Origin of the sequence: Polaribacter sp. 20A6, from assembly GCF_011378915.1 — a bacterium.
Classification (GTDB): domain Bacteria; phylum Bacteroidota; class Bacteroidia; order Flavobacteriales; family Flavobacteriaceae; genus Polaribacter; species Polaribacter sejongensis.
The window spans coordinates 143,204-164,312 of the sequence record NZ_WTPZ01000003.1 but is presented as its reverse complement, the minus strand read 5'-3'; the positions used below and the strand labels follow the sequence as shown (position 1 = coordinate 164,312).

12 protein-coding genes are annotated in these 21,109 nt (G+C 30.7%); 4 read left to right on the top strand and 8 right to left on the bottom strand.

The window, feature by feature from the left end:
• Positions 1 to 15: 15 nt before the first annotated feature.
• From GQS57_RS08040 to GQS57_RS08010, 7 genes are all read right to left on the bottom strand, one after another.
• A complete protein-coding gene (locus GQS57_RS08040) occupies positions 16 to 933 on the bottom strand; it encodes a cbb3-type cytochrome c oxidase N-terminal domain-containing protein (protein ID WP_165732241.1) in 918 nt (305 codons plus the stop codon).
• Positions 934 to 944: 11 nt separating this feature from the next.
• Entirely contained in the window at positions 945 to 1,112 is a 168-nt protein-coding gene (locus GQS57_RS18990; protein ID WP_165732239.1) for a CcoQ/FixQ family Cbb3-type cytochrome c oxidase assembly chaperone, read from the bottom strand.
• A 4-nt stretch (positions 1,113 to 1,116) separates the two neighbouring features.
• Positions 1,117 to 3,312 carry a cytochrome-c oxidase, cbb3-type subunit I gene (gene ccoN, locus GQS57_RS08030; protein ID WP_165732237.1) on the bottom strand — a complete coding sequence of 732 codons (2,196 nt, stop codon included), beginning with the start codon at positions 3,310 to 3,312 and terminating at the stop codon, positions 1,117 to 1,119.
• Positions 3,313 to 3,322: 10 nt separating this feature from the next.
• Positions 3,323 to 3,499 carry a cbb3-type cytochrome oxidase assembly protein CcoS gene (gene ccoS / locus GQS57_RS08025; RefSeq protein ID WP_068450341.1) on the bottom strand — a complete coding sequence of 59 codons (177 nt, stop codon included), beginning with the start codon at positions 3,497 to 3,499 and terminating at the stop codon, positions 3,323 to 3,325.
• A gap of 92 nt (positions 3,500 to 3,591) precedes the next feature.
• Entirely contained in the window at positions 3,592 to 4,962 is a 1,371-nt protein-coding gene (gene hemN / locus GQS57_RS08020) for an oxygen-independent coproporphyrinogen III oxidase (protein WP_165732235.1), read from the bottom strand.
• 81 nt (positions 4,963 to 5,043) lie between these two features.
• Positions 5,044 to 5,742, bottom strand: coding sequence for a purine-nucleoside phosphorylase (gene deoD / locus GQS57_RS08015; RefSeq protein WP_165732233.1), 699 nt, complete (start codon positions 5,740 to 5,742; stop codon positions 5,044 to 5,046).
• Between the two features lie 2 nt (positions 5,743 to 5,744).
• A complete protein-coding gene (locus GQS57_RS08010; protein ID WP_165732231.1) occupies positions 5,745 to 8,120 on the bottom strand; it encodes a heavy metal translocating P-type ATPase metal-binding domain-containing protein in 2,376 nt (791 codons plus the stop codon).
• A 104-nt stretch (positions 8,121 to 8,224) separates the two neighbouring features.
• Between GQS57_RS08010 and GQS57_RS08005 the strand changes: the two genes are divergently transcribed.
• The 4 genes from GQS57_RS08005 (at position 8,225) to GQS57_RS07990 (ending at position 20,225) form a co-directional block, all read left to right on the top strand.
• The gene (locus tag GQS57_RS08005; RefSeq protein WP_165732229.1) at positions 8,225 to 8,911 is read left to right on the top strand and encodes a Crp/Fnr family transcriptional regulator; all 687 of its coding nucleotides are present in this window, start codon (positions 8,225 to 8,227) and stop codon (positions 8,909 to 8,911) included.
• Between the two features lie 1,106 nt (positions 8,912 to 10,017).
• The gene (locus tag GQS57_RS08000; protein ID WP_165732226.1) at positions 10,018 to 13,254 is read left to right on the top strand and encodes a hypothetical protein; all 3,237 of its coding nucleotides are present in this window, start codon (positions 10,018 to 10,020) and stop codon (positions 13,252 to 13,254) included.
• A gap of 2 nt (positions 13,255 to 13,256) precedes the next feature.
• The gene (locus GQS57_RS07995; RefSeq protein ID WP_165732224.1) at positions 13,257 to 19,163 is read left to right on the top strand and encodes a DEAD/DEAH box helicase; all 5,907 of its coding nucleotides are present in this window, start codon (positions 13,257 to 13,259) and stop codon (positions 19,161 to 19,163) included.
• 6 nt (positions 19,164 to 19,169) lie between these two features.
• On the top strand, positions 19,170 to 20,225 hold the full coding sequence (locus GQS57_RS07990) for a PD-(D/E)XK nuclease family protein (protein WP_165732222.1): 1,056 nt from the start codon (positions 19,170 to 19,172) through the stop codon (positions 20,223 to 20,225).
• Between the two features lie 12 nt (positions 20,226 to 20,237).
• Here GQS57_RS07990 and GQS57_RS07985 read toward each other — a convergent pair whose 3' ends face one another.
• Positions 20,238 to 21,104, bottom strand: a complete 867-nt coding sequence (locus GQS57_RS07985) for an HNH endonuclease (RefSeq protein ID WP_165732220.1) — start codon at positions 21,102 to 21,104, stop codon at positions 20,238 to 20,240.
• Positions 21,105 to 21,109 lie beyond the last annotated feature (5 nt).

The following is a 21,109-nucleotide window of genomic DNA, read 5'->3' as shown; positions in this document are numbered from 1 at the left end:
AACTTGTATTATCAGTTATTCTACTTCTGTTTCTACAGGAGCTTCCTCTTCAGTTGAAGTTACCGTTACACCTTCTGCAACCCATTTATCTCCTTCAGGAGCTTTAGCATTTGCAGGTGTGGTACCTTGTAAAGAAATTACATAACTCGCAACTTTAGCAATATCATCTGCTTTTAAAGTTTTATTCCAAGCTATCATCCCTTTACCATCTCTACCTCCATTGGAAATAGTACTAAAAACATTTTTAATACCACCACCTAAAATCCAGAATTCATCTGTTAAGTTTGGTCCAATAGCTCCACCACCATCTGCAATATGACAAGATGCACAGTTCAATTTAAAAACGGCTTTACCTCTACCTAAATCTTTAGCATCGGTTAATAAAGTTACATTTTCTGCAGTTATAAAATCTGTTGCTGGTGCTGTAGATTTATATTCTTTTAAAGCAGCTTTCGCTTCTGCAACCGCTTTATCATATTCTACAATTTGATTATCGCCATCTAAGACTTCAAATCTTACTAAATACACAATTGCAAAAACAATAGAAGCATAAAACATATACACCCACCAAGGAGGTAACGTATTGTCTAACTCTTGAATTCCATCATAGTTATGTTCTAAAATTATTTCTTGCTCGTTATCAATATCTTTAGACTTTGTCCATGATTGTAATAGCTTTTTAATCCAAGCATTACTTTCTTCAGGAACAATACCTAATTTTTCATTTTTTAATTCTGTTGCTTTAGCAATGGCAATTACATTTACCATTTCCTTTAGTACAACAACTAAAACGAAACCAATAAGAGCGATCCAAACTAAAGGATTCTCATAAATATCAAATGGGTTTTCGTACACCATAAACGACTTTGCAAGCGCTAAAAATGTAACAATGACAAAGATTATATAGATTGTAGATTGAAAATATTTTTTCATTTTTTTTCGTTTTAGTTCTCTAATGGTAAATTACTTACCTTATTTATATATTCTTTTTTCGCTGTAAATACCCACAAGAATAAGGCAACAAAAAAAGTAAAAAATATGATTAATGATATTAAAGGATAAATTTCGATTCCTAAAATACTCTCCATGTGACCTTTTACAAATTTTAACATCGTCTTAGTTTTTAGTTATTTGTTGTTCGTCTTTTACTTTTATATCAGTACCTAAACGTTGTATGTAAGCTATTACTGCAACAATCTCTCTGTTTCTCATTTCAATGAAAGCCTCACCATTTTCTTCTGCATACTTTTTATCTGCTTCATAATTTTTTGCAAAATCTGGATCTGCATATAAGTTTTGCTCAATCTTAGTTCCTTGGTCTAACATATGCTGTTGTGCATTTGCTATTTCATCTTCTGAATAAGGAACACCTAAAGTAACCATCACCTCCATTTTAGATTCAGTATTAGATTTATCTAATTCATCTGTAATTAACCATTTATAAGAAGGCATAATAGAACCTGGAGAAGTACTTTGTGGATCATACATATGGTTTAAGTGCCAACTATCTGAATATTTAGCTCCAATTCTATGTAAATCTGGTCCTGTACGTTTAGATCCCCATAAAAATGGATGATCATATACATACTCACCTCCTTTAGAATATTCACCATAACGCTCTACCTCACTTCTAAAAGGTCTTATCATTTGAGAGTGACAACCAACACACCCTTCTCTAATATAAAGATCTCGTCCTTCTAACTCTAATGGAGTATAAGGTTTTACACTACTAATTGTAGGAATATTAGATTTCACTAATAGGGTAGGAATAATTTGAACTGCTCCTCCAATTAAAATAGCAATCGTTGCAAAAATTGTTAATTTAATAGGTTTTCTTTCAATCCAAGTATGCCATCCTTCTCCTTTAGTTCTGTGTTTAGGCACAACTGTTAAAGCAGCTGCTTCTGCTAACTCATCTTCTACTTTGCTACCAGATCTTACTGTTAAAATAATATTGTATAGCATTACAAATGCACCAAGAATAAATAAACTTCCTCCAATTGCACGCATCCAGTACATTGGTATAATTTCACTAACAGTTTCTAAGAAGTTACCGTATGTTAAAGATCCATCTGGGTTAAATTGTTTCCACATAGAAGCCTGTACAAAACCTGCGACATACATTGGTAACGTGTATAATATAATACCTAAAGTACCAATCCAGAAATGCACGTTTGCTAAGGCAACTGAATATAATTTTGTTTTAAACATTCTTGGTACCATCCAGTATAACATACCAAAAGTAAAGAATCCGTTCCAAGCTAATGCACCAACGTGAACGTGGGCAATAATCCAATCACTGTAATGTGCAATTGCATTTACATTTTTTAAAGATAACATTGGTCCTTCAAACGTTGCCATACCATAACCGGTAATTGCAACAACCATAAATTTTAAAACAGGGTCTGTTCTTACTTTATCCCAAGCTCCTCTTAAAGTTAATAAACCGTTTATCATACCACCCCAAGAAGGTGCTAATAACATTATAGAAAATGCAACTCCTAAATTCTGAGCCCATTCTGGTAATGAAGTATATAATAAATGGTGAGGTCCTGCCCAGATATAAATAAATATTAAAGACCAAAAGTGTACAATAGACAATCTATAAGAATATACTGGTCTGTTTGCTGCTTTTGGCACAAAATAATACATCAATCCTAAAAACGGTGTTGTTAAGAAAAACGCTACAGCATTATGCCCGTACCACCATTGAACTAAAGCATCTTGCACTCCTGCATACACAGAATATGATTTTAAAAAGGTAACCGGTAATGCCAAACTATTAAAGATATGTAACACAGCAACTGTTACAAATGTTGCTAGATAAAACCAAATAGCTACATATAAGTGACGTTGTCTTCTTTGTAAGATCGTCCAGATCATGTTTACACCAAACGCAACCCACACCAATGCAATAGCAATATCTATTGGCCATTCTAACTCTGCATATTCTTTAGATGAAGTATATCCTAAAGGCAATGTTATGGCTGCCGCAACTATAATTGCTTGCCAACCCCAGAAGTTAAAATTACTTAAAAAATTACTAGCCATTCTTGCTTTTAGTAAACGCTGAAGCGAATAATAAACACCTGCATAAATAGCGTTACCTACAAAGGCAAAAATTACGGCATTTGTATGTAATGGTCTTAAACGGCCAAAACTTAACCATGAAATCCCTTCTGTAAGCCCAGGGAACAAAAACATAAAAGCGAGTAAAAGTCCCACTGTAAACCCTACTATTCCCCACAACAGGGTAGCATAGATAAATTTCTTTACGATTTTATTATCGTAATAAAATTGCTGCATTTCCATAATTTAATGTTTAGTCTTTAGTTGATTTTTCTTTTTTATCTTTTACTAATTCATCATCAAACAGCATACGAACAGATGGTGTATAAGAATCGTCAAATTGTCCAGTTTTTACTGAATAAATAAATGCGATAAAAAATAAGATTGCTACTAGTATACTAATAGTTAGTAGTAGGTATATTACGCTCATATCTTGCCTGATAATTGATTTGTCAAAAATAGTATTGGTCCGTTTCTTAAAACATGACAAATATCATGTTTAGTAAATATCTTAATTTTTTGTTAAATAGTCATAGAAAACAACTGTGTTTTTGGCTTATTTTTTAAAAGATGTAAATCAAATGCCATACAAATGTTTCGTACATAAGGTCTTGCCTCTTCTGGTATTGACAAAGATTTAGATTTTATATCAATTTTAACCAATCCGTCCTGCTCCATTTCACCTAACAATGCTAAATGTTCTTCAATATTATTGATGTTCATTGTTTTGTCTTCCCACGAAGTGGAAAAATGACACATAATATTTAAAATATGTTTTCTAATAATAATATCTTCTTCAGATAATAAATGTCCTTTAAAAATAGGAATCTCTCCCTTATTTACAATTTTCTGATATTCTTTTACCGTCTTTACATTCTGTGCAAATGCATACCAAGAATCGGAAATTGCAGACATTCCTAAACCAATCATTAGCTTTGTTTTATTGGCAGTATAGCCCATAAAATTCCTGTGCAATGTTTTGTTGATGGTGGCTTTATACAAACTATCGGTCTTTAATGCAAAATGATCCATACCAATTTCTACATACCCTAACTCTGCAAAAAGTTCTTTACCTATTTCATACAACGCTCTTTTTTCATCATCTTTTGGCAAATCATCTTCATTAAAACCTCTTTGCCCAACACCTTTTACCCAGGGTACGTGTGCATAACTGTAAAATGAAATTCTGTCTGGTTGTAATTCTTTTGTTTTATTGATGCTATAAATGACGTTTTCTTTGGTTTGATGTGGTAACCCGAAAATTAAATCGTGACTTACAGAAGTGTATCCAATTTCTCGAGACCATCTGGTCACTTGTTCTACAGCTTCAAAAGGTTGAACTCTATGAATTGCTTTTTGTACTTTTTCATTATAATCCTGTACACCAAAACTTACTCTTGTATAGCCTTCATTAAACAAGGTTTGCAATTGTTCTTTGGTAGTATTATTAGGATGTCCTTCGAAACTAAACTCTGCTTCTGGATGTTTTTTTGCAATTTCGAAAATGCCATCCATTAAATATTTTAGATTTTCTTTTGAGAAAAAAGTTGGAGTTCCGCCACCTAAATGTAATTCTTTTACAACAGGTACTTCATCTACCAAAGCAACATATAATTTCCATTCTTTTAAAACAGTATCTATATACTCATCTTCTACTTCATGACGTTTTGTAATGTGTTTATGGCATGCACAAAACGTACACAAACTCTCACAAAAAGGTAAATGAATGTAAATACTGATACCTTCGGAGGCATTACTTTCTTTAAAAGATGTTTGAAAAGACTGTATCCAATCTTGTTTGTCTATTCCTGCTTTGTTCCAATAAGGCACTGTTGGATAACTGGTATATCTTGGCCCAGGAATGTTATATTTTTGTACTAGTGATTTTTTCATTTTTTTTTAACTTTTTGTCAGGTCGAGCGCAGTCGAGACCTAATTAACCTCTCGACTGCGCTCGAGGAAACATTTACTATCTTATGCTAATTCTAAAGCAATTTCTATCATCTCTTTAAACGTTTGCTCTCTCTCTTCTGCGGTAGTTCTTTCTTTAGTGACCAAACTATCTGATATTGTTAAAATAGACAATGCATTTACATTGTGTTTTGCTGCTACCGTGTATAAACCTGCCGTTTCCATTTCTACACATAAAACACCATAATCTGCCCATTTTTTATAACTATCAAATTCATCAGCGTAAAATTCATCTGAACTTAAAACCCCTCCAGCATTTACAGTTATATTTTTTTCTTTTGCAACTTCTATTGCTTTCTGAAATAATTTAAAACTTGCGGTTGGCGCATAATCTGCTCCGTTAAAACGGATGGTATTTAAACCCGAATTAGTAGAAGCTGACATTGCCAAAACAATATCTCTTATTTTTACATCTTTCTGATAAGAGCCTGCAGAACCTACTCTAATCAAATTTTTAACACCGTATTCTGTAATTAATTCTGTACAATAAATTAAGGTTGATGGAATTCCCATTCCTGTTCCTTGCACAGATACCTTTTTATCATTATAAGTACCCGTAAAACCCAACATACCTCTCACATCATTGTATTGCTTAACATCTTTTAAAAAAGTATCTGCAATCCATTTGGCTCTCATAGGATCTCCTGGCAACAAAACTGTTTCTGCTATTTCTCCTTTTTTTGCTTCGATATGAACACTCATAATTATTTTATTTTATTTCCGATTAAATTGGTAGAAATTGTTGTAAAAACCACAATACTTATAGAACTTAAAGGCATTAAAATTGCTGCCATTACAGGTATTAATTGTCCCGTTACAGCAAAATACAATCCTATTACATTATAACATAGAGACAGTATAAAACTGTATTTAATAACTTTAATCGCTTTTTTAGAAGCCAATATATAGGCTCCTATTTTATTAAATTTTGATGCATCTAAAATTCCATCACAAGCAGGAGAAAACACATTAATATTTTCTGATAACGCAATACCAACATCACTTTTTGCCAAAGCCCCTGCATCATTTAAACCATCTCCAATCATCATTACTTTTTGATGTTTTTTCTGAAGATCTGCAACGACTTCTAACTTGTCTTCTGGTTTTTGATTGAATAACAAATTGGTTCCTTTGGGTAAATTTTCTTCTAAATAAACTCTCTCACCTTCATTATCTCCAGAAACAACAGCTAAGTCATATCCCTTTTTTAAAGATTCGAATAACGGCTTCACCCCTTCTCTGTAAGAGTTTTTAAAAGTGAATTTCCCTTTGTAAACCTCATTAAAACTAACATATACAGAGGTATCTAAAGCAGAGGCATCATCTGTATTTTTCACATAAGAAGAAGAGCCTAATTTTAATTTTACATCTTTACAACCTACTTCAATACCTTTTCCTACAATTTCTTTAAAATCAGAAATAGCAAGTACTTCTACTTCCCCTAAACTGTTATACAATGTTCTACTTAACGGATGATTAGAAGCCCTTAATGAACTTTTTAAAACACTTTTCTCTTGATTATTTAATTCAACCCCGTCGTAAGAAATCGTATTCTCTTTATGTGTGGTTAACGTACCTGTTTTATCAAAAATAATAGAATCTATAGCTGCCAATTGCTCTACAACCGTTGCATTTTTTAAATAGAATTTTTCTCTACCAAAAATACGTAGCATATTCCCTAAAGTAAATGGTGCTGCTAAAGCAATTGCACAAGGACATGCTATGATTAAAACAGCAGTAAACACATTTAATGCTTTGCTTGCATCATAAAACAACCAAAAACTAGTAGACAAGAAAGCAACGAGTAAAACTAGTATTGTAAAATTCTTACTAATTGTATCTGTAATGGTTTTAAAAGGTGATTTATTATCTTTATTAAACACATCATTGCTCCATAATTGCGTTAAATAACTTTGAGAAACAGAAGCTAAAACTTCCATTTCTATCACTCCTGAAAGCTGCTTACCACCAGCAAACAATTTGTCTCCAGATTTTTTAGAAACAGGCTCCGCTTCTCCGGTAACAAAACTATAATCAATATCTGCAGTTCCGTTGATAAGAATACCATCCGTAGGAATTAATTCTTGGTTTCTAATAAGTAACCTATCTCCTTTTTCAATATCATAAATAGCCACATTTTCTTCTTTTCCTTTAGAAGTTATACGCGTAACTGCAATAGGAAAATAAGATTTATAATCTCGTTCAAAAGACAAGAAATTGTACGTTTTCTGCTGAAAAAATTTCCCTAACAAAAGGAAGAAAACCAACCCAGTTAAACTGTCGAAAAAACCAGTTCCTAGATCGAAAATAATCTCTACAGTACTCCTAATAAATAGCACTAAAACACCCAGCGCAATAGGAACATCAATATTTAAAATTTTTGACCGCAACCCTTTGAAAGCAGAAACAAAATAACCTTGTCCTGCATAAAAAACAACTGGTAAAGAAAAAGCAAACATTAACCACCTAAAGAGCGTTTTATATTTCTCAATCCAAAAACCATCTACTTCAAAATATTCCGGAAAAGACAAAAACATAACGTTTCCGAATGCAAAACCTGCAATCCCTAATTTATAAATTAGACTTCTGTCTACAGCTTTTTTGCCGCCTTCATAATCATCTAAACTAATGTAAGGTTCATAACCAATAGAGCTTATTAAAAGAACAATTTCTTTTAAAGTGGTTTTCTCAGAATTAAAAGTAACCCTTACTTGCTTCTTCGGAAAATCTACTTGAGACGAAGATATTTTATCATTTAATTTGTGTAAGTTTTCTAATATCCAAATGCAAGAGCTGCAATGAATATGGGGTATATAAAGCGTTGCAATCTGCGTATTGCCATCATTAAAATCTAATAATTTCTCCGCTATTTCTGTTGTATCTAGAAAATCATATTTTCCTTGAATTTCAGATGGGATTGCTCCTGGATTGTCTTGAAAATTGTAATAACAAGTTAAATCGTTTTCAGAAAAAATTTCATAAACAGTTTTACAACCATTGCAACAGAAACTCTTTTCATCGAACTTTATTAAATTATCATCACAAGAATCACCACAGTGATAACATTGTGTAGATTTCATATTTACTCTTTTGCCTTTTGCAAATTTACGATAAGAATCATGTTTTAGAACATGATATATATCACATTTTTAATATCTTTGACTCTCAAATACCATTAGTCATTATGAGTAAATGCGAGCAATGTATTATTCGTCAATTTAATTCCTTACAACACTTAACTAAAGAAGAGTTGGTTAAGATTTCTAACTGTAAAACAACTAAAGTTATAAAAAAAGGTGAGGCTATTTTTGAGGAAGGCGAGCGATTAAAAGGTGTTTTTTGTATTAAGGACGGTGTTTGCAAGGTTTCTAAAATGAGTGAAAATGGTAGAAATCAAATTATTAGTTTGGTTACCAAAGGAGACTTATTAGGAGAAAGAAGTTTAATATCCGACGAAGCATCTAATCTTAAAGCAGTTGCCTTAAATGACATGCAAGTCTGTTTTATTCCTAAAGAAGAAATTTTAAAGGATCTATCTAAAAACCCAAACTTTACCATGAATGTGCTTAAAGATATGGCACAAACCTTAAAGCAAGCTGATAATGTTATTGTAGATATGGCTCAAAAGACCGTAAAGCAACGTTTAGCCGAAACACTTCTAAATCTACATAAAAAATTTGGCACAAACAGAGAAGGCACAATAGACATTCACCTTTCTAGAGAAGACATTGCTAATATTATAGGAACAGCCACAGAGTCTGCAATCCGCTTACTTTCTGAGTTAAAAAAGAAGAATATTATTGAATTTAAAGGAAAGGATATCTCAATATTAAATAGTGTTGAATTAGACAAAATTGCTCAAGGATTCTAAAACAAAAATACTTTATTATCATATTTTAAAAAGGTGCATTTAACAATGCGCCTTTTTTTCGTTTTTACAGTAAGCTTAATCTAATAACTTTTTTTCGTAATTCTAAACTACAACAACCTTTGGATTTACCCAAACAATATAAAGAATTAGACAAAAAAAAAGCCTCTACATCTCTGTAAAGGCTTGCTATTAAATGTGGTCCCACTTGGTATGTGTGAGAATTAAATAAAACACTTATTAACAGTGTTTTATAAATATATTATAAAATTCGGTATCAAAACAGTATCAAAAACATTCTTAGATAGGGTATTAGTTATTTCACTAACACCTTTTTTAAATCCAGAGATAACACTCTGCATATTCCGAGATTACACTACTATAAAGAAAAATAAACCATTAAATGGTAATTACTTGTACAGGTAAAAAGAATAAAAATATCACAAAACAACAAATAATCCCGAGATTACACTCTATGAATCCAGAGATAACACTCTATAAAAATAAATAACAGAAAGTTATCTATCCTTTACTTTATTAATCACCATATTTTCTCTCGTTTTAAAAAAACTCTTTCACATTTTTACTCCATACTTCACTATTTGTGAATATGTTTCAATAATTATGTTATAAATATTTGGAGTGTTTTTTATTAAAGCTTGTTACGATAAGGAGTCCTAATTGATGTGATTTTAAAAAAGGCTCCATTAACGATAATTATTAATATTTCTTATAAATACAGTATTAAATAAATTTTCTGAAATATCCGATTTAAAATCCACGAACACATCTGCTACACTTTCCTAAATATAAACAACAAAAAAGAAGTAATTTCTTATTATTTATTTACATTTACTTAAAAAATGGTAAAGATTATAATCGTAGACTTTAAAACTATTCTACTCCTCAAAAACTATACAAACAATAGTTAAGATATCTTTATTATGAAATTGTTAAAAATAGATGTTTTTTCTACCAATTACGGGAATCAGTAAAAGAAAACATTTCATTTATTATATTTTTCGACACTCTAAGATAATACGAAAACTACGAACTAATTTAAGAGAAGATTTAATAGGTAAATCTTCTATAAAGTAGAATATATATATATGTCATATATACGCATAGAAGGAGGTGAAAAAAATTTGAAGACTGGCCAAAGATGGACTAAACAAGAAATAATTCAAGTTTATCACCTTTATAAAAAACTTAATGGGATTGGATTACATGAATACAATCCTGAAATACAATTTTTAGCTGAAAAGTTAGGTAGAACAGTTCGTTCAACTGAAGCACAAACTTTAATGTTTCGAAATTTAGAAAGATCTGGAAATTATAGTCATGGAAACATGAATAAATTAAGTGTGCAGGTTTGGAATGAACTTGAATTAAATAGGGATTTTCAAATAGCAATACCTTTTGAAGAGATTCTAATTAAAGATCAACCTCAAACTTATTCAAGTCAAGAAGAAGAAAGTGATTTTTTAATTAATTCTTCTGATTATATCAGAATTGAGGACGAAGATAATGAAACAGAAACTTATATTTTTAATTATAAAAAGTGGAACAAACTGCTCTTAGAGTATTTCTTCAACTCAAAAAATAAAGGAAAAGAAATTCAGTGTTTTCTCGTTACTAGAGAATTATTCGAAGAAATATCGGAGACTAAATTTACCTACTCTGATTTTGAATTGTCTATAGAAAGGAGTTTAAGATCTAAATCTTTTAAGGATAAATTTGAGGAATTTTATAATTCAAGTATACCCAGAGAAATAAACGGGAGACATCTAAGAAAAGCTTTTCCTGAATATTTCGGACTATTAATCTATTTAATTTTGAGTCTATCTGAATCAAAAAATGATGATTTAAATATATCAAACGTATATAATAGAATAAATGATATTGGTGAAAAAAGATTTAAAAAGAAATGGAAAAAAATTGACACTTCTTTTGCAAAAAATATTCTAGAACTATCTTGGAAAGATTTAGAAGATTGGTCAAAAAACTACAAATCCAAGAGTTTAGGGTACTTTAAAATGAAAGACCCAATTAGTTCTAAAAGAAAATTTGTATCAAGACTCGAACGTCATGGATTATTTAATTCACGTCATTTTGAGCAATTATTCGATGTTTTAGTTGAAACTGGAATAGTACCAAAAGAAGAAATTACTTCTGAAAAATGGTTAGAAATATTTAAAGAGTATAAACATAAGATTAGCAATTCAAAAAAAGTTATTGAATACCTAAAAGAGGAATCGGAACTAAAGGAAAATATTGTAAAACTTATCAATGATTATTATCAGACTAACTTTGTTGATTCATTAATATCATCTAATTCCGGAACTATTCGAAAACCATCTATCCCAATACTATTTTGCTTAAAAGAAACACCACAATGGGATAATCAAATAGATATCAATAATATTTATTTTCGAGCTTTTTCGTCTGAACTAGAAGAAGACGTTATTGAGTATCAAGATTCATTTATAAAAATTGAACACGAATATAAAGAATATTCAAAAAAAATATTCTTTAATTGGGCTCCAAATCAAGACAGTACTATTTTAATTAAAGGAGAGAATCAAAGATATTCAATTAAACATAAATTTAAATGGTTAATTCTAAATAGAGATTTAGAGGAATGGGTTGAAGTCGTGACTCCAACAAATGCTCAAAATATCCTTATACTTGTTACAGCAGAAATAGTTAATTCAATTCAAAATACAATTGATTCTGATATTGAAGTTTATGAAACACCTTGGCTGGATTACAATTTTCTTGAATTTGATAACTTAAAAGAATTTCAATTTAAAAAACTAACTAATATACTTGGATTTAGTCAGGAGATCGAAGGTAAAATTGAACTCATTGGAAGTTTTTTAGTTGATCGTAGAAGAGTGATTTTAAAAGAATTTGACAACATGTTTAAATATTCTGGACCTGTCGCTAACCCACAATTAATTGCAAAGTGTCAAATAAGTGGTCAGGAATGGGAATTAATTAAAGAACCGAACAAATCAGAAGCTGTATTTCTACTTGGTAATAGTATTCAAGAAAACACTCAGTTCCATATTTATGAGAAAACTTCAGGTATAAAAAGTCATTTTTCATTTTCAATTGAGGGTATTAAATCCAGAACCTTAAATAACATTAGTCGACCATACTCAAAAGATGAAGATGGACTAAATAAAAAAGATCGAGAAATTCAAGATAATGATATATTTGATATTCCTAATGACTTTAATAAAAAAGACTTTGACACAGTAGACTTTAACACCTGGCATAATAAATTATGGAAAGTATTCAAACCAAGTGTTAGAGATTACCTTACAAGAAATAACCCTAGCAATACCTATACTCAAAAACAAAATGCTGAAAAATTATTGAATTATTTGGCCATAGTAAATAATATTGATACTTATAAATTACCACTGTTAATTAGAGAGTTAAATCCAGAAATCGACACGAAATTCAGTAAAAGAATAATGCATTATTGGAAAGATTTAGGTTACATAAATTTTGAATCTTATGGGAGTAAAATAAAAGTATCTCCCTCAACTTTATTATTTATTGAAACTGAAAAAGGTTTAAAAGCATTCTTAACAGGTTTCCGAAATCAATTATTTATAAATAAATTACTCGAGGTTTGTAGTGAACTAAATCTGATAGTTAAATTATCAGATCACAATGAGAAGTACAAAAACATATTGCCAGCTAAGATTGAAATCTATGACAAATTAGGTAATCTAGATAAATTTAAAACCTTAGCCACAAGAGTAGGTATTAAATTTATTAATAATATTGAGAATCCATATAATACGAGTTATTCTATATACCAATTAGCCTGTTTCTACACGCAGAGATCCGTAGAAGAATTTGACGACTATTTAAAAACAAAATTAGATTATAAAACGGATCATCATAGAAAACTAGTATTTGATCCTGAAAATTATTTATGGAGAGAAACTAATAGAAATGTTAGTGACATGGAATCGCCAGTACTAATAAGGTATGATGGATTTAAGGACAGACAGATTATTCATGTTTATAAGGATGAGTTTGAAGTCAAAGTATTGGATAATTATGCTTTAGCTAGTTTTAAATTAATGAAAAAAAACATTTTTTTAGCAGAACGACATAAAATAAATCCAGTTTCTAATTTTTATGTACCCTTAAATATTAGCCTACCATTTTGGATTGAGAGAGGGTTAATACTGATCAACGCACAAATTCCCGTCATAGAATGGGTAGATAAAAAGGCATATAGAAAATATCAAAATATCCATGATGATATTATCAAAATAATAGAAGATAAATTAAACCAAAAGACTACTATAATAAATTAGCAATGATAAATCCATTAGGCATTTTTGAAAAAGTAAAAGAAGGTTATATTTCATATATAAAAACGGCATTCGGTACTCGTTATGATGAATTTGAAATCAATAGAGAAGAATTACTAAACACTGACAAAGTATTATATAGGCAGCCTTGGATTGAGCCTCTTCTTGAATATAAAAGTGCCAAAGACAAAGAGATTAAAAATTTAACAGAACAAGATCTGTATGGTTTCTCCAAAAAAGATGTTGATCTTTTTAAAGGATTTGTCTCTAAAGGTTTATTTACTGGTGATTTCCCTTTATACGAGCATCAGTACAGAATGCTTAAGTCAGCATTAAAAGGCAATAATTGTGTAATAACATCTGGAACTGGATCAGGTAAAACAGAAGCCTTTTTACTTCCACTTGTAGCATATTTACTAAAAGATTTATCAAAATATATTCACTCTCCTGCAAGTGTTAATGAAATTGGACCTCATTCCTATAGGCAGGGACCAACTAATATATTGATTGATGGAACTGTTGCCAAGTTAAGTGATCGAGTATTACAGCGTTCTAATGAAAATCGTCCACAAGTAATGAAGGCATTAATTGTTTACCCTATGAATGCACTTGTAGAAGATCAGCTTACTAGGTTAAGAATGACCTTAGACAATGATAACATTCGTGAATTCTGTGATGATCATTTAAATGGGAATCGGATATTTTTTGGTAGATACAATAGTACAACACCTGTTTCAGGGAGTCTTTCTAAAATGAATGATGAAGGTGAAATTGTAAAAAATAAATCGAAGTGGTCTCAGTTAAAAAAACAACTTGAAAATATTGAAACTACATTTAATGAAATAGAAACTTATTTATCATCGGGTGAAGGTCAAAATCTATCCGACGATAAAAAAATAGAATTAAAAACTAATTTCCAAAGATTGGATGGGGCAGAAATGAGGTCACGTTTTGATATGCATGAAACCCCTCCGGATATATTAATTACTAACTTTTCAATGCTTAGTATTGTTCTCATGAGAGCGATAGAAAGCGGTATGCTTGAAGAGACTAAAAAATGGTTAGAATGTAGAACTGATTGGGATTTAAACAACTTAAGCACAGAGCAAATTGAGAAAGAGAAAGAAGAAAGAATTTTTCATATAGTTATTGATGAACTTCACTTATATCGTGGTACTCCTGGTACTGAAATATCATATTTGTTAAGACTTTTATATTCCAGACTAGATTTAGATCCCTCTTCTCCTAAAGTAAGATTTTTAGCTTCTTCAGCTTCATTGGACGGTCAAGAAGGAAGTCAGGAATATGAGGATAGTCAGTCATTTCTTAAAGGTTTTTTTGGTATTAATAAAGAGATGCAAGTAATTGGCGGAACCTATAAATTACCAAAAGAAGTTAAGGAGCCTATTGACCCATCAACGTTTACTAAAATAGCTGAATTATCTTCTGAAATATCAACTTCAGATGAAGAGGCTTTTATTGATCAGTTATCCAATAAAGTAGAGGAATGGTTGCAATGTGGCACTAATGAAGGAATTCCTCAACTATTAGCAAATGTAAATAGAGATGAAAATTTAAAATCTAGATTAATTTTTGCTTTTAAGTCAAAGGATTTGGGGGCAAAAGATTATAGATTTAGACCATTTCCAGTTTTCAATAAAGAAAATGATGAAGACAAAACAGAACAATTTATCTCGTTAGGAAGGCAATTATTTGGTGACTTAGAAAAAGACGAAGAAATTTATAAGGCAATTAAAGGACTTCTTTTGTTACGCGGCCTTTTCGATACAAAACATGGAAAAGGAATAAAGTGTAATTTACCTAGATTCAGGATGCATTTTTTTATTAGGAATATAGAAGGACTTTGGACAACATTAAAAAACGATGAAGATGGTAAATTAAGTAAAGACAGAAATGAAGACCCATTTAATGAATTGTTGGAGTTTTCGAAAATAAAGCATGATAAAAAAAGAGTTTATGAGTCTCTTTATTGTGAAAACTGTGGTACTACCTTTGTTGGCGGAACTAAAATAAAATATACCGATAAAAAAACATTTTGGGATGAAATTATAACAACTCCACCGGAAATTGAAAGTATTCCAGAAAAATCACAATCTGCAATGGTAGAGAGACGCACACAGTTAGATTACGCTGTTTTTTGGCCAAAGTATTTAGAGGGAGATGAAATTATTTCGGAATTATTAGAAGAAAATTTATGGGAGAAAAGGTTTTTGGGAATTAATAATGGAAAACTTTATTCTAATAAAAAGCCTAATACTGTTGAGGGGTTATATTTTAATCCAAATAAAGGTGTAGAACTCTCAGACGAAGCAGGTACAGCATTACCCCATAGTTGTCCCAGTTGTGCAGCTGACTACCAATATAGGAAGAAAAGAAAATCACCTATCAGGGGATTTAGAACTGGTTTTGGTAAAACAAATCAAATATTAGCGAAAGAGTTATTTACTGCAATTCCAGATACTCAAAAACAAAGAAGAAAATTAGTAGCTTTTTCAGATAGTAGAGAAGAGTCTGCTAGATTTTCTAATGACATTGAAAAAGAGAATTATAACCAAATAATTAAGGAATTATTATTAAGCCAGCGTGATGAAATCATATCAGCTAAGGAATTACTTAATTCAATGGAGGCCGGAGATAAACACTCTATGAGGTTACTAATATCAAAAATGGACAAGGAATACGCGGGAAGAATAAATAAAGCGTATAAAGGCCTCCATGATGATATGTTTCCACCAACAATAGAGGATAAAATATTTGTTTCTGACGTTAAACAGGCTACTATCAAATTAGATGATTTAGTTGATAAAATTATTTTTGGTTTAGTTAAAATAGGTGTTAACCCTGCGGGGCCCGCTTCTTCAAGAGAAAGATTAGTTGTTCGAGAAGGGAATTATTCTGAAAGTACTGAACATTGGAAAGACTGCTTTGATTGGAAAAAAGCCACAATAAACAAAGGAAAAGTTGTTGGTACACATTCTGAAGAAAAATTAATGAGTGGCGTAAGAATCCCTGTTTATAAGGAAATAAGTTCTTTTATTTTCGGACGATTATTCTATAGTATGGAATCTTCCGCTTTAGGAATGGTTAAAGTATCTACTAAAATAAAGAACCCCTTACCTAATTTAATTAATGATTCGGTTTATGAACAAGCTTTAAATACTTTAGCTAGAATTTTAGGGGATAACTTTAAGCATAAATACGTTGATTATATTCATAGTCCAGTATTAAGTTATTTAAAACTTAGTAAAAAAAGACCTGAAAAAAAATATATAAAAAGTGTTGCATCTAGTTTAGGTTTAGATGATGAGCAACTAGGAGATGCCTTATGGAATTCATTAACCAATGATTATAATCACTATGACGGAATTTTAAACTTAGAAGCTTTAAGAATTTATTTTGCAGAAGATAATGAAAAAATTCATGAATGCAGGTATTGTAAAACAATCCATCTTCACCCTTCAGCGGGTATCTGTAAATCTTGTTTTAAGCCTTTACCAAAAACATCTAATTTAACAACAAAGGACGCAAGAGAGAATAACTTTTATGCTAAACAATTGTTGGATAATCATGAAATTATTAGAATGAGATGCGAGGAATTAACAGGCCAAACAGATAATCAACTTGAAAGGCAACGTCTCTTTAAAGGGATTATAACTGGTGACAACAAAATAGTAGAGGAAATTGATCTATTAAGTGTAACCACAACTTTAGAAGTGGGTGTTGACATAGGATCTCTACAAGCTGTTTATCAAGGAAACATGTCTCCGATGCGATTTAATTACCAACAGAGAGTAGGTCGAGCAGGTCGAGCAGGTCAAGCATTTAATATTGCCCTAACGTTTTGTAGAGGGAGAAGTCATGATGAATATTTTTTCAACAATCCTGAAAGAATGACTGGAGATCTTTCACCAGTCCCCTTTTTAAGTCAATCTCAAGATCAAATTCTTTATAGAATGGTTATTAAAGGTATTCTACAAAAATATTTTGAAAATTTAGAGACATCAGGTTCTGTACATGGAGAGTTTGGTAAAATCGAAGACTTCTTCAATGAAGAATATGACAAATTTAATGATCTAAAAACATGGATTGATTCTGAAGATAATTGGAAAGATATTTATGACTCCTTAACTCTTAATTTATTTGTTAACAATGAATTATATCTTGGATATAATATTGATGATTTTATACTTTGGATTGAAGAAATATTCTACACCAAATTTTCTAACATTCAAAAAGAAAATGCATCGGGTGATTTATCATTAGCTTTAGCGGATTCAGGAATATTACCTATGTCAGGTATGCCTACTGGATTAAGAAATATGATTTTAGGGTTTGAAAAAAAATCTGAAACAAGCTTTGAAGCAAAAACAATCAGTAGGCCTATAGAAAGAGCTATTTTTGATTTTGCTCCAGGTTCTCAAAAGACAAAAGATAAAAGAATATATACAAGTATTGGGTTGAGCCCAGCTATAAGTGAAATATATAAAGACTATAGTGATAAAGGAGCTTGGAAAGCACGTTATTTTGATGAAAATGCCTATAAAAACCCTATTTGGGTTGTTGTAAATTCACAAAATAACATTTTACGCACACTTGATTATACTGAAGGTGAGGACCACGGTGAAATTGACGAAAATTGTGAAAGAGCTTATCTAGTAGTCTCACCAAATGCTTTTAGAACAGATTGGAGTCCCGAGCCTCAGGACAGAGAAGTAGATCAAGAAATTAGCACTTCTAAGCCATTATTGTTTTCTGAAGCTATTAATCCTGACGACAAAGGTAAAAAAACAGGAAATTGTATCGTTGGAATTGCTCCTAGCGATTATACATGGAGATTAAATACAAATGGTGGAGAAGAATTTAATTTTTTACAAACAACAGATAAATATTATGCAACTTTCACAAATCAGCTTTTTGATTTAGGTTTAAAAAAGAAATTAGGTTTTGGTTTTAATGAGGCTATAAAAAAAACTAGTGTTAATAACAAATTATCTGATGACACTCAAGTTGGTAAAAAGTTATCCTTGGGAGCTCAAAAAACAACAAATGTTATTAGATTACATCCAGAAAACCTAGATTTCTCTTTGGATATAAACCCTTTTCATTCAACTAACATAGGAAACAAAGTTAGCTCTAAAGGAGCATTTCATTCTGCAGCATATTTACTTCAAAGATGTTTAGCAGACTTGTTAGATGTTTCTCCAGAAGAGATTGAATTAGCTGCAATAACGGAACAGCAATTAGATGACATTACAGAAAGAAGCACAGGCAGAATAGTTTTATCAGATGAATTACCTAATGGTTCTGGTTTTGTTGAATATCTTCATAATAATATTGATGAGTTCTTTAGAATGTGTTTAGAACCAACTCCTAACAACAGATATACTTATAGTTTTATTAATAAAGAACACGCAAAAAGTTGTAAAGATTCTTGCTATAAAGACCTAAAGAATTATAGGAATTTAAATTATCATGGAATTTTAGATTGGAGATTGGCGGTAGGCCTTATTAGAGTTTTATCCGACAAATCTTATGTTTCTGGTTTGGATGATAATTGGGACTATATTGAAATTGCTGATTGGCCAGAAACGGCAGATGAATATGCTAGAGATTTTGCTATGACATTAGGTATTGATATTATTGAAAACCGAAGTTATTACAGGGTTATTGATAATATTCCAATCATCACTTTTAAAAATATTAATATCGTAATTACACATCCTTTTTGGAATACGAAAAGTTTTCCAAATCCAACTGCTCTTTCAAGAGTTGTAGCTGAATGTGAAAACGCTGATAGAATATTTTTTGCAGATACCTTTAATTTAAATAGAAGAATGGCTTGGTGCTATGAAGAGTTTTTTAAATGGATAAAGAACAGTAATAAAAAATAAATAAATTTGTTAAATAACATTGAACAAATAAGCCCAAGCATGCTTGGAGCCTTTGAAAAATGTCGGTTAAAATTTGTTCTTGATAGCAATGCTAGAAGAGGGAAAGGGAAAACTTACGAGTTTAACCCTAACTCCTTTATGGGCACATTAATCCACAAAGTTTTAGAGAACTATTACAATGAAACTTATGACTTAAAATTATTTGATAGAAAGTGGGAAGCTTCTTTTTTGGAATTAAGTAAAAAAGTTCATATTGATAAAAAAGATGTTGATGTTTTAGAATACATTAAATACTGGGTGTCATCTTATTATCCTAAAAAACTAAATACTTTAAAAACTCTAAATAATTATGCTTTATTAACTAATGGAATAGTTTATCCGGAAAAGAAAGTCCGTTTTAAAAATGTTTATGGAGTTGTTGATTTATACGAAATAAGTGATGATAAAATACGTATCACAGATTTTAAAACAGGTATTATATTTACAGTTGAAGATGGTGTAAATGTAAGTGTGAAAGAAACTTATATCGAGCAATTAAAAACTTATGGATATATTATTTATAACACAGAGAAAGTTAAAGCAGAAAATATTGAATTAGTTATTAAAGGATTGGGGAATAATGAAATTTTTTCATTCAGGTGTTCCGAAGAAGAATATATTACACAGGGTTTAAAAATTGATAATTTAATAAAGACAACCAACCAAATTATAAACTCTGAGAGTATAGATAATTTAGCAAGTCCAGAACCTAACATCTGTAATTTTTGTGATCATTTATTTAAATGTAATTCACTTCATCAAATCATTAAATCACAACCCGAGAATTGGGATAGAATAGTTTTATTAAAGAGTATAAATGTAAAATTTAACTCTAAAGACCTCTCTATAAACATAGTTGTTAACGATAGGACCATATCTATCCATAACATCCCCGAGAATGATTTTACTGAAATTAAAAAAATGAATGAACTTGGAAAAGAAGTACTTCTTACTAACCTATTTCAAGTTTACAATTCTAATATAAAAAGATGGAGCAAATTGACTAGATATAGGGAGGCTTAGTTCACCAACTGATTAAATTACTCTTTCTTTATCTTCAATTTTTTTTGATAATTTTTCTTTTAAGATTTGACTATTTTTTCCATAGTGAGCTTCTCTATGGCAATTAGGGCAAATCGCAGCAACATTTGTTGGATGATCCGGACCATCATCTGATAGACTAAAAATGTGGTGAACTTCTAAAAAAGGAACATTATCGGAATTTACAAAAGGTGCATCTTTTTCACAGTTTTCACATTTTCCATTTGCTCTTAAAAGAGCATACTTTTTAACATCAGTAGATCTTTTTATATATTCTTTTGGAGATATTGCTTCTCCCGTTTTTTTTACTTGGCCTTTATTATCTTTCAATATTTTTTTCCGAAGATTATAAATCTCTGAAGGTTCTAATAAAATATTTTTAAGTGGGTCCTCTATTGATGAAGTTGATTCTTCTTTGAGTTCAACGAAAGGATTAAGTTTATATTTTAATAATTTATCACCTTTTCTTGCTCCTTCATTTTGAGTCTCTAATTCCCAAGAATTTACTTTAAATAAACCTTCATACTGGTATAATTTTCTATGATTACCACGTTCTCGGACTTCATTAGCATTTGGTTCACGAGTAGAAAATAATAATACTTTTTTATCTAGATTTGTTAAAAGAGAGTTTGCAAAACTATGAGGGTTTTGATCCCCTTTTTCACCCTGACCTGTATAAATCCAGCTACCATCAGTTTGTAGATTATCACTATACCCTACTCTTTTCGTATGTCGTCCACCAGTTGTAACAATAATAGTGTCAGAACCTTCTTTGTTCCAAAGAATACCTGACTGAGGCTGTTTACTTCCAATAAATTTTAGAAGTTCAGGTCTTTCATATGTGTTGCCAATTGTGAACATAATCT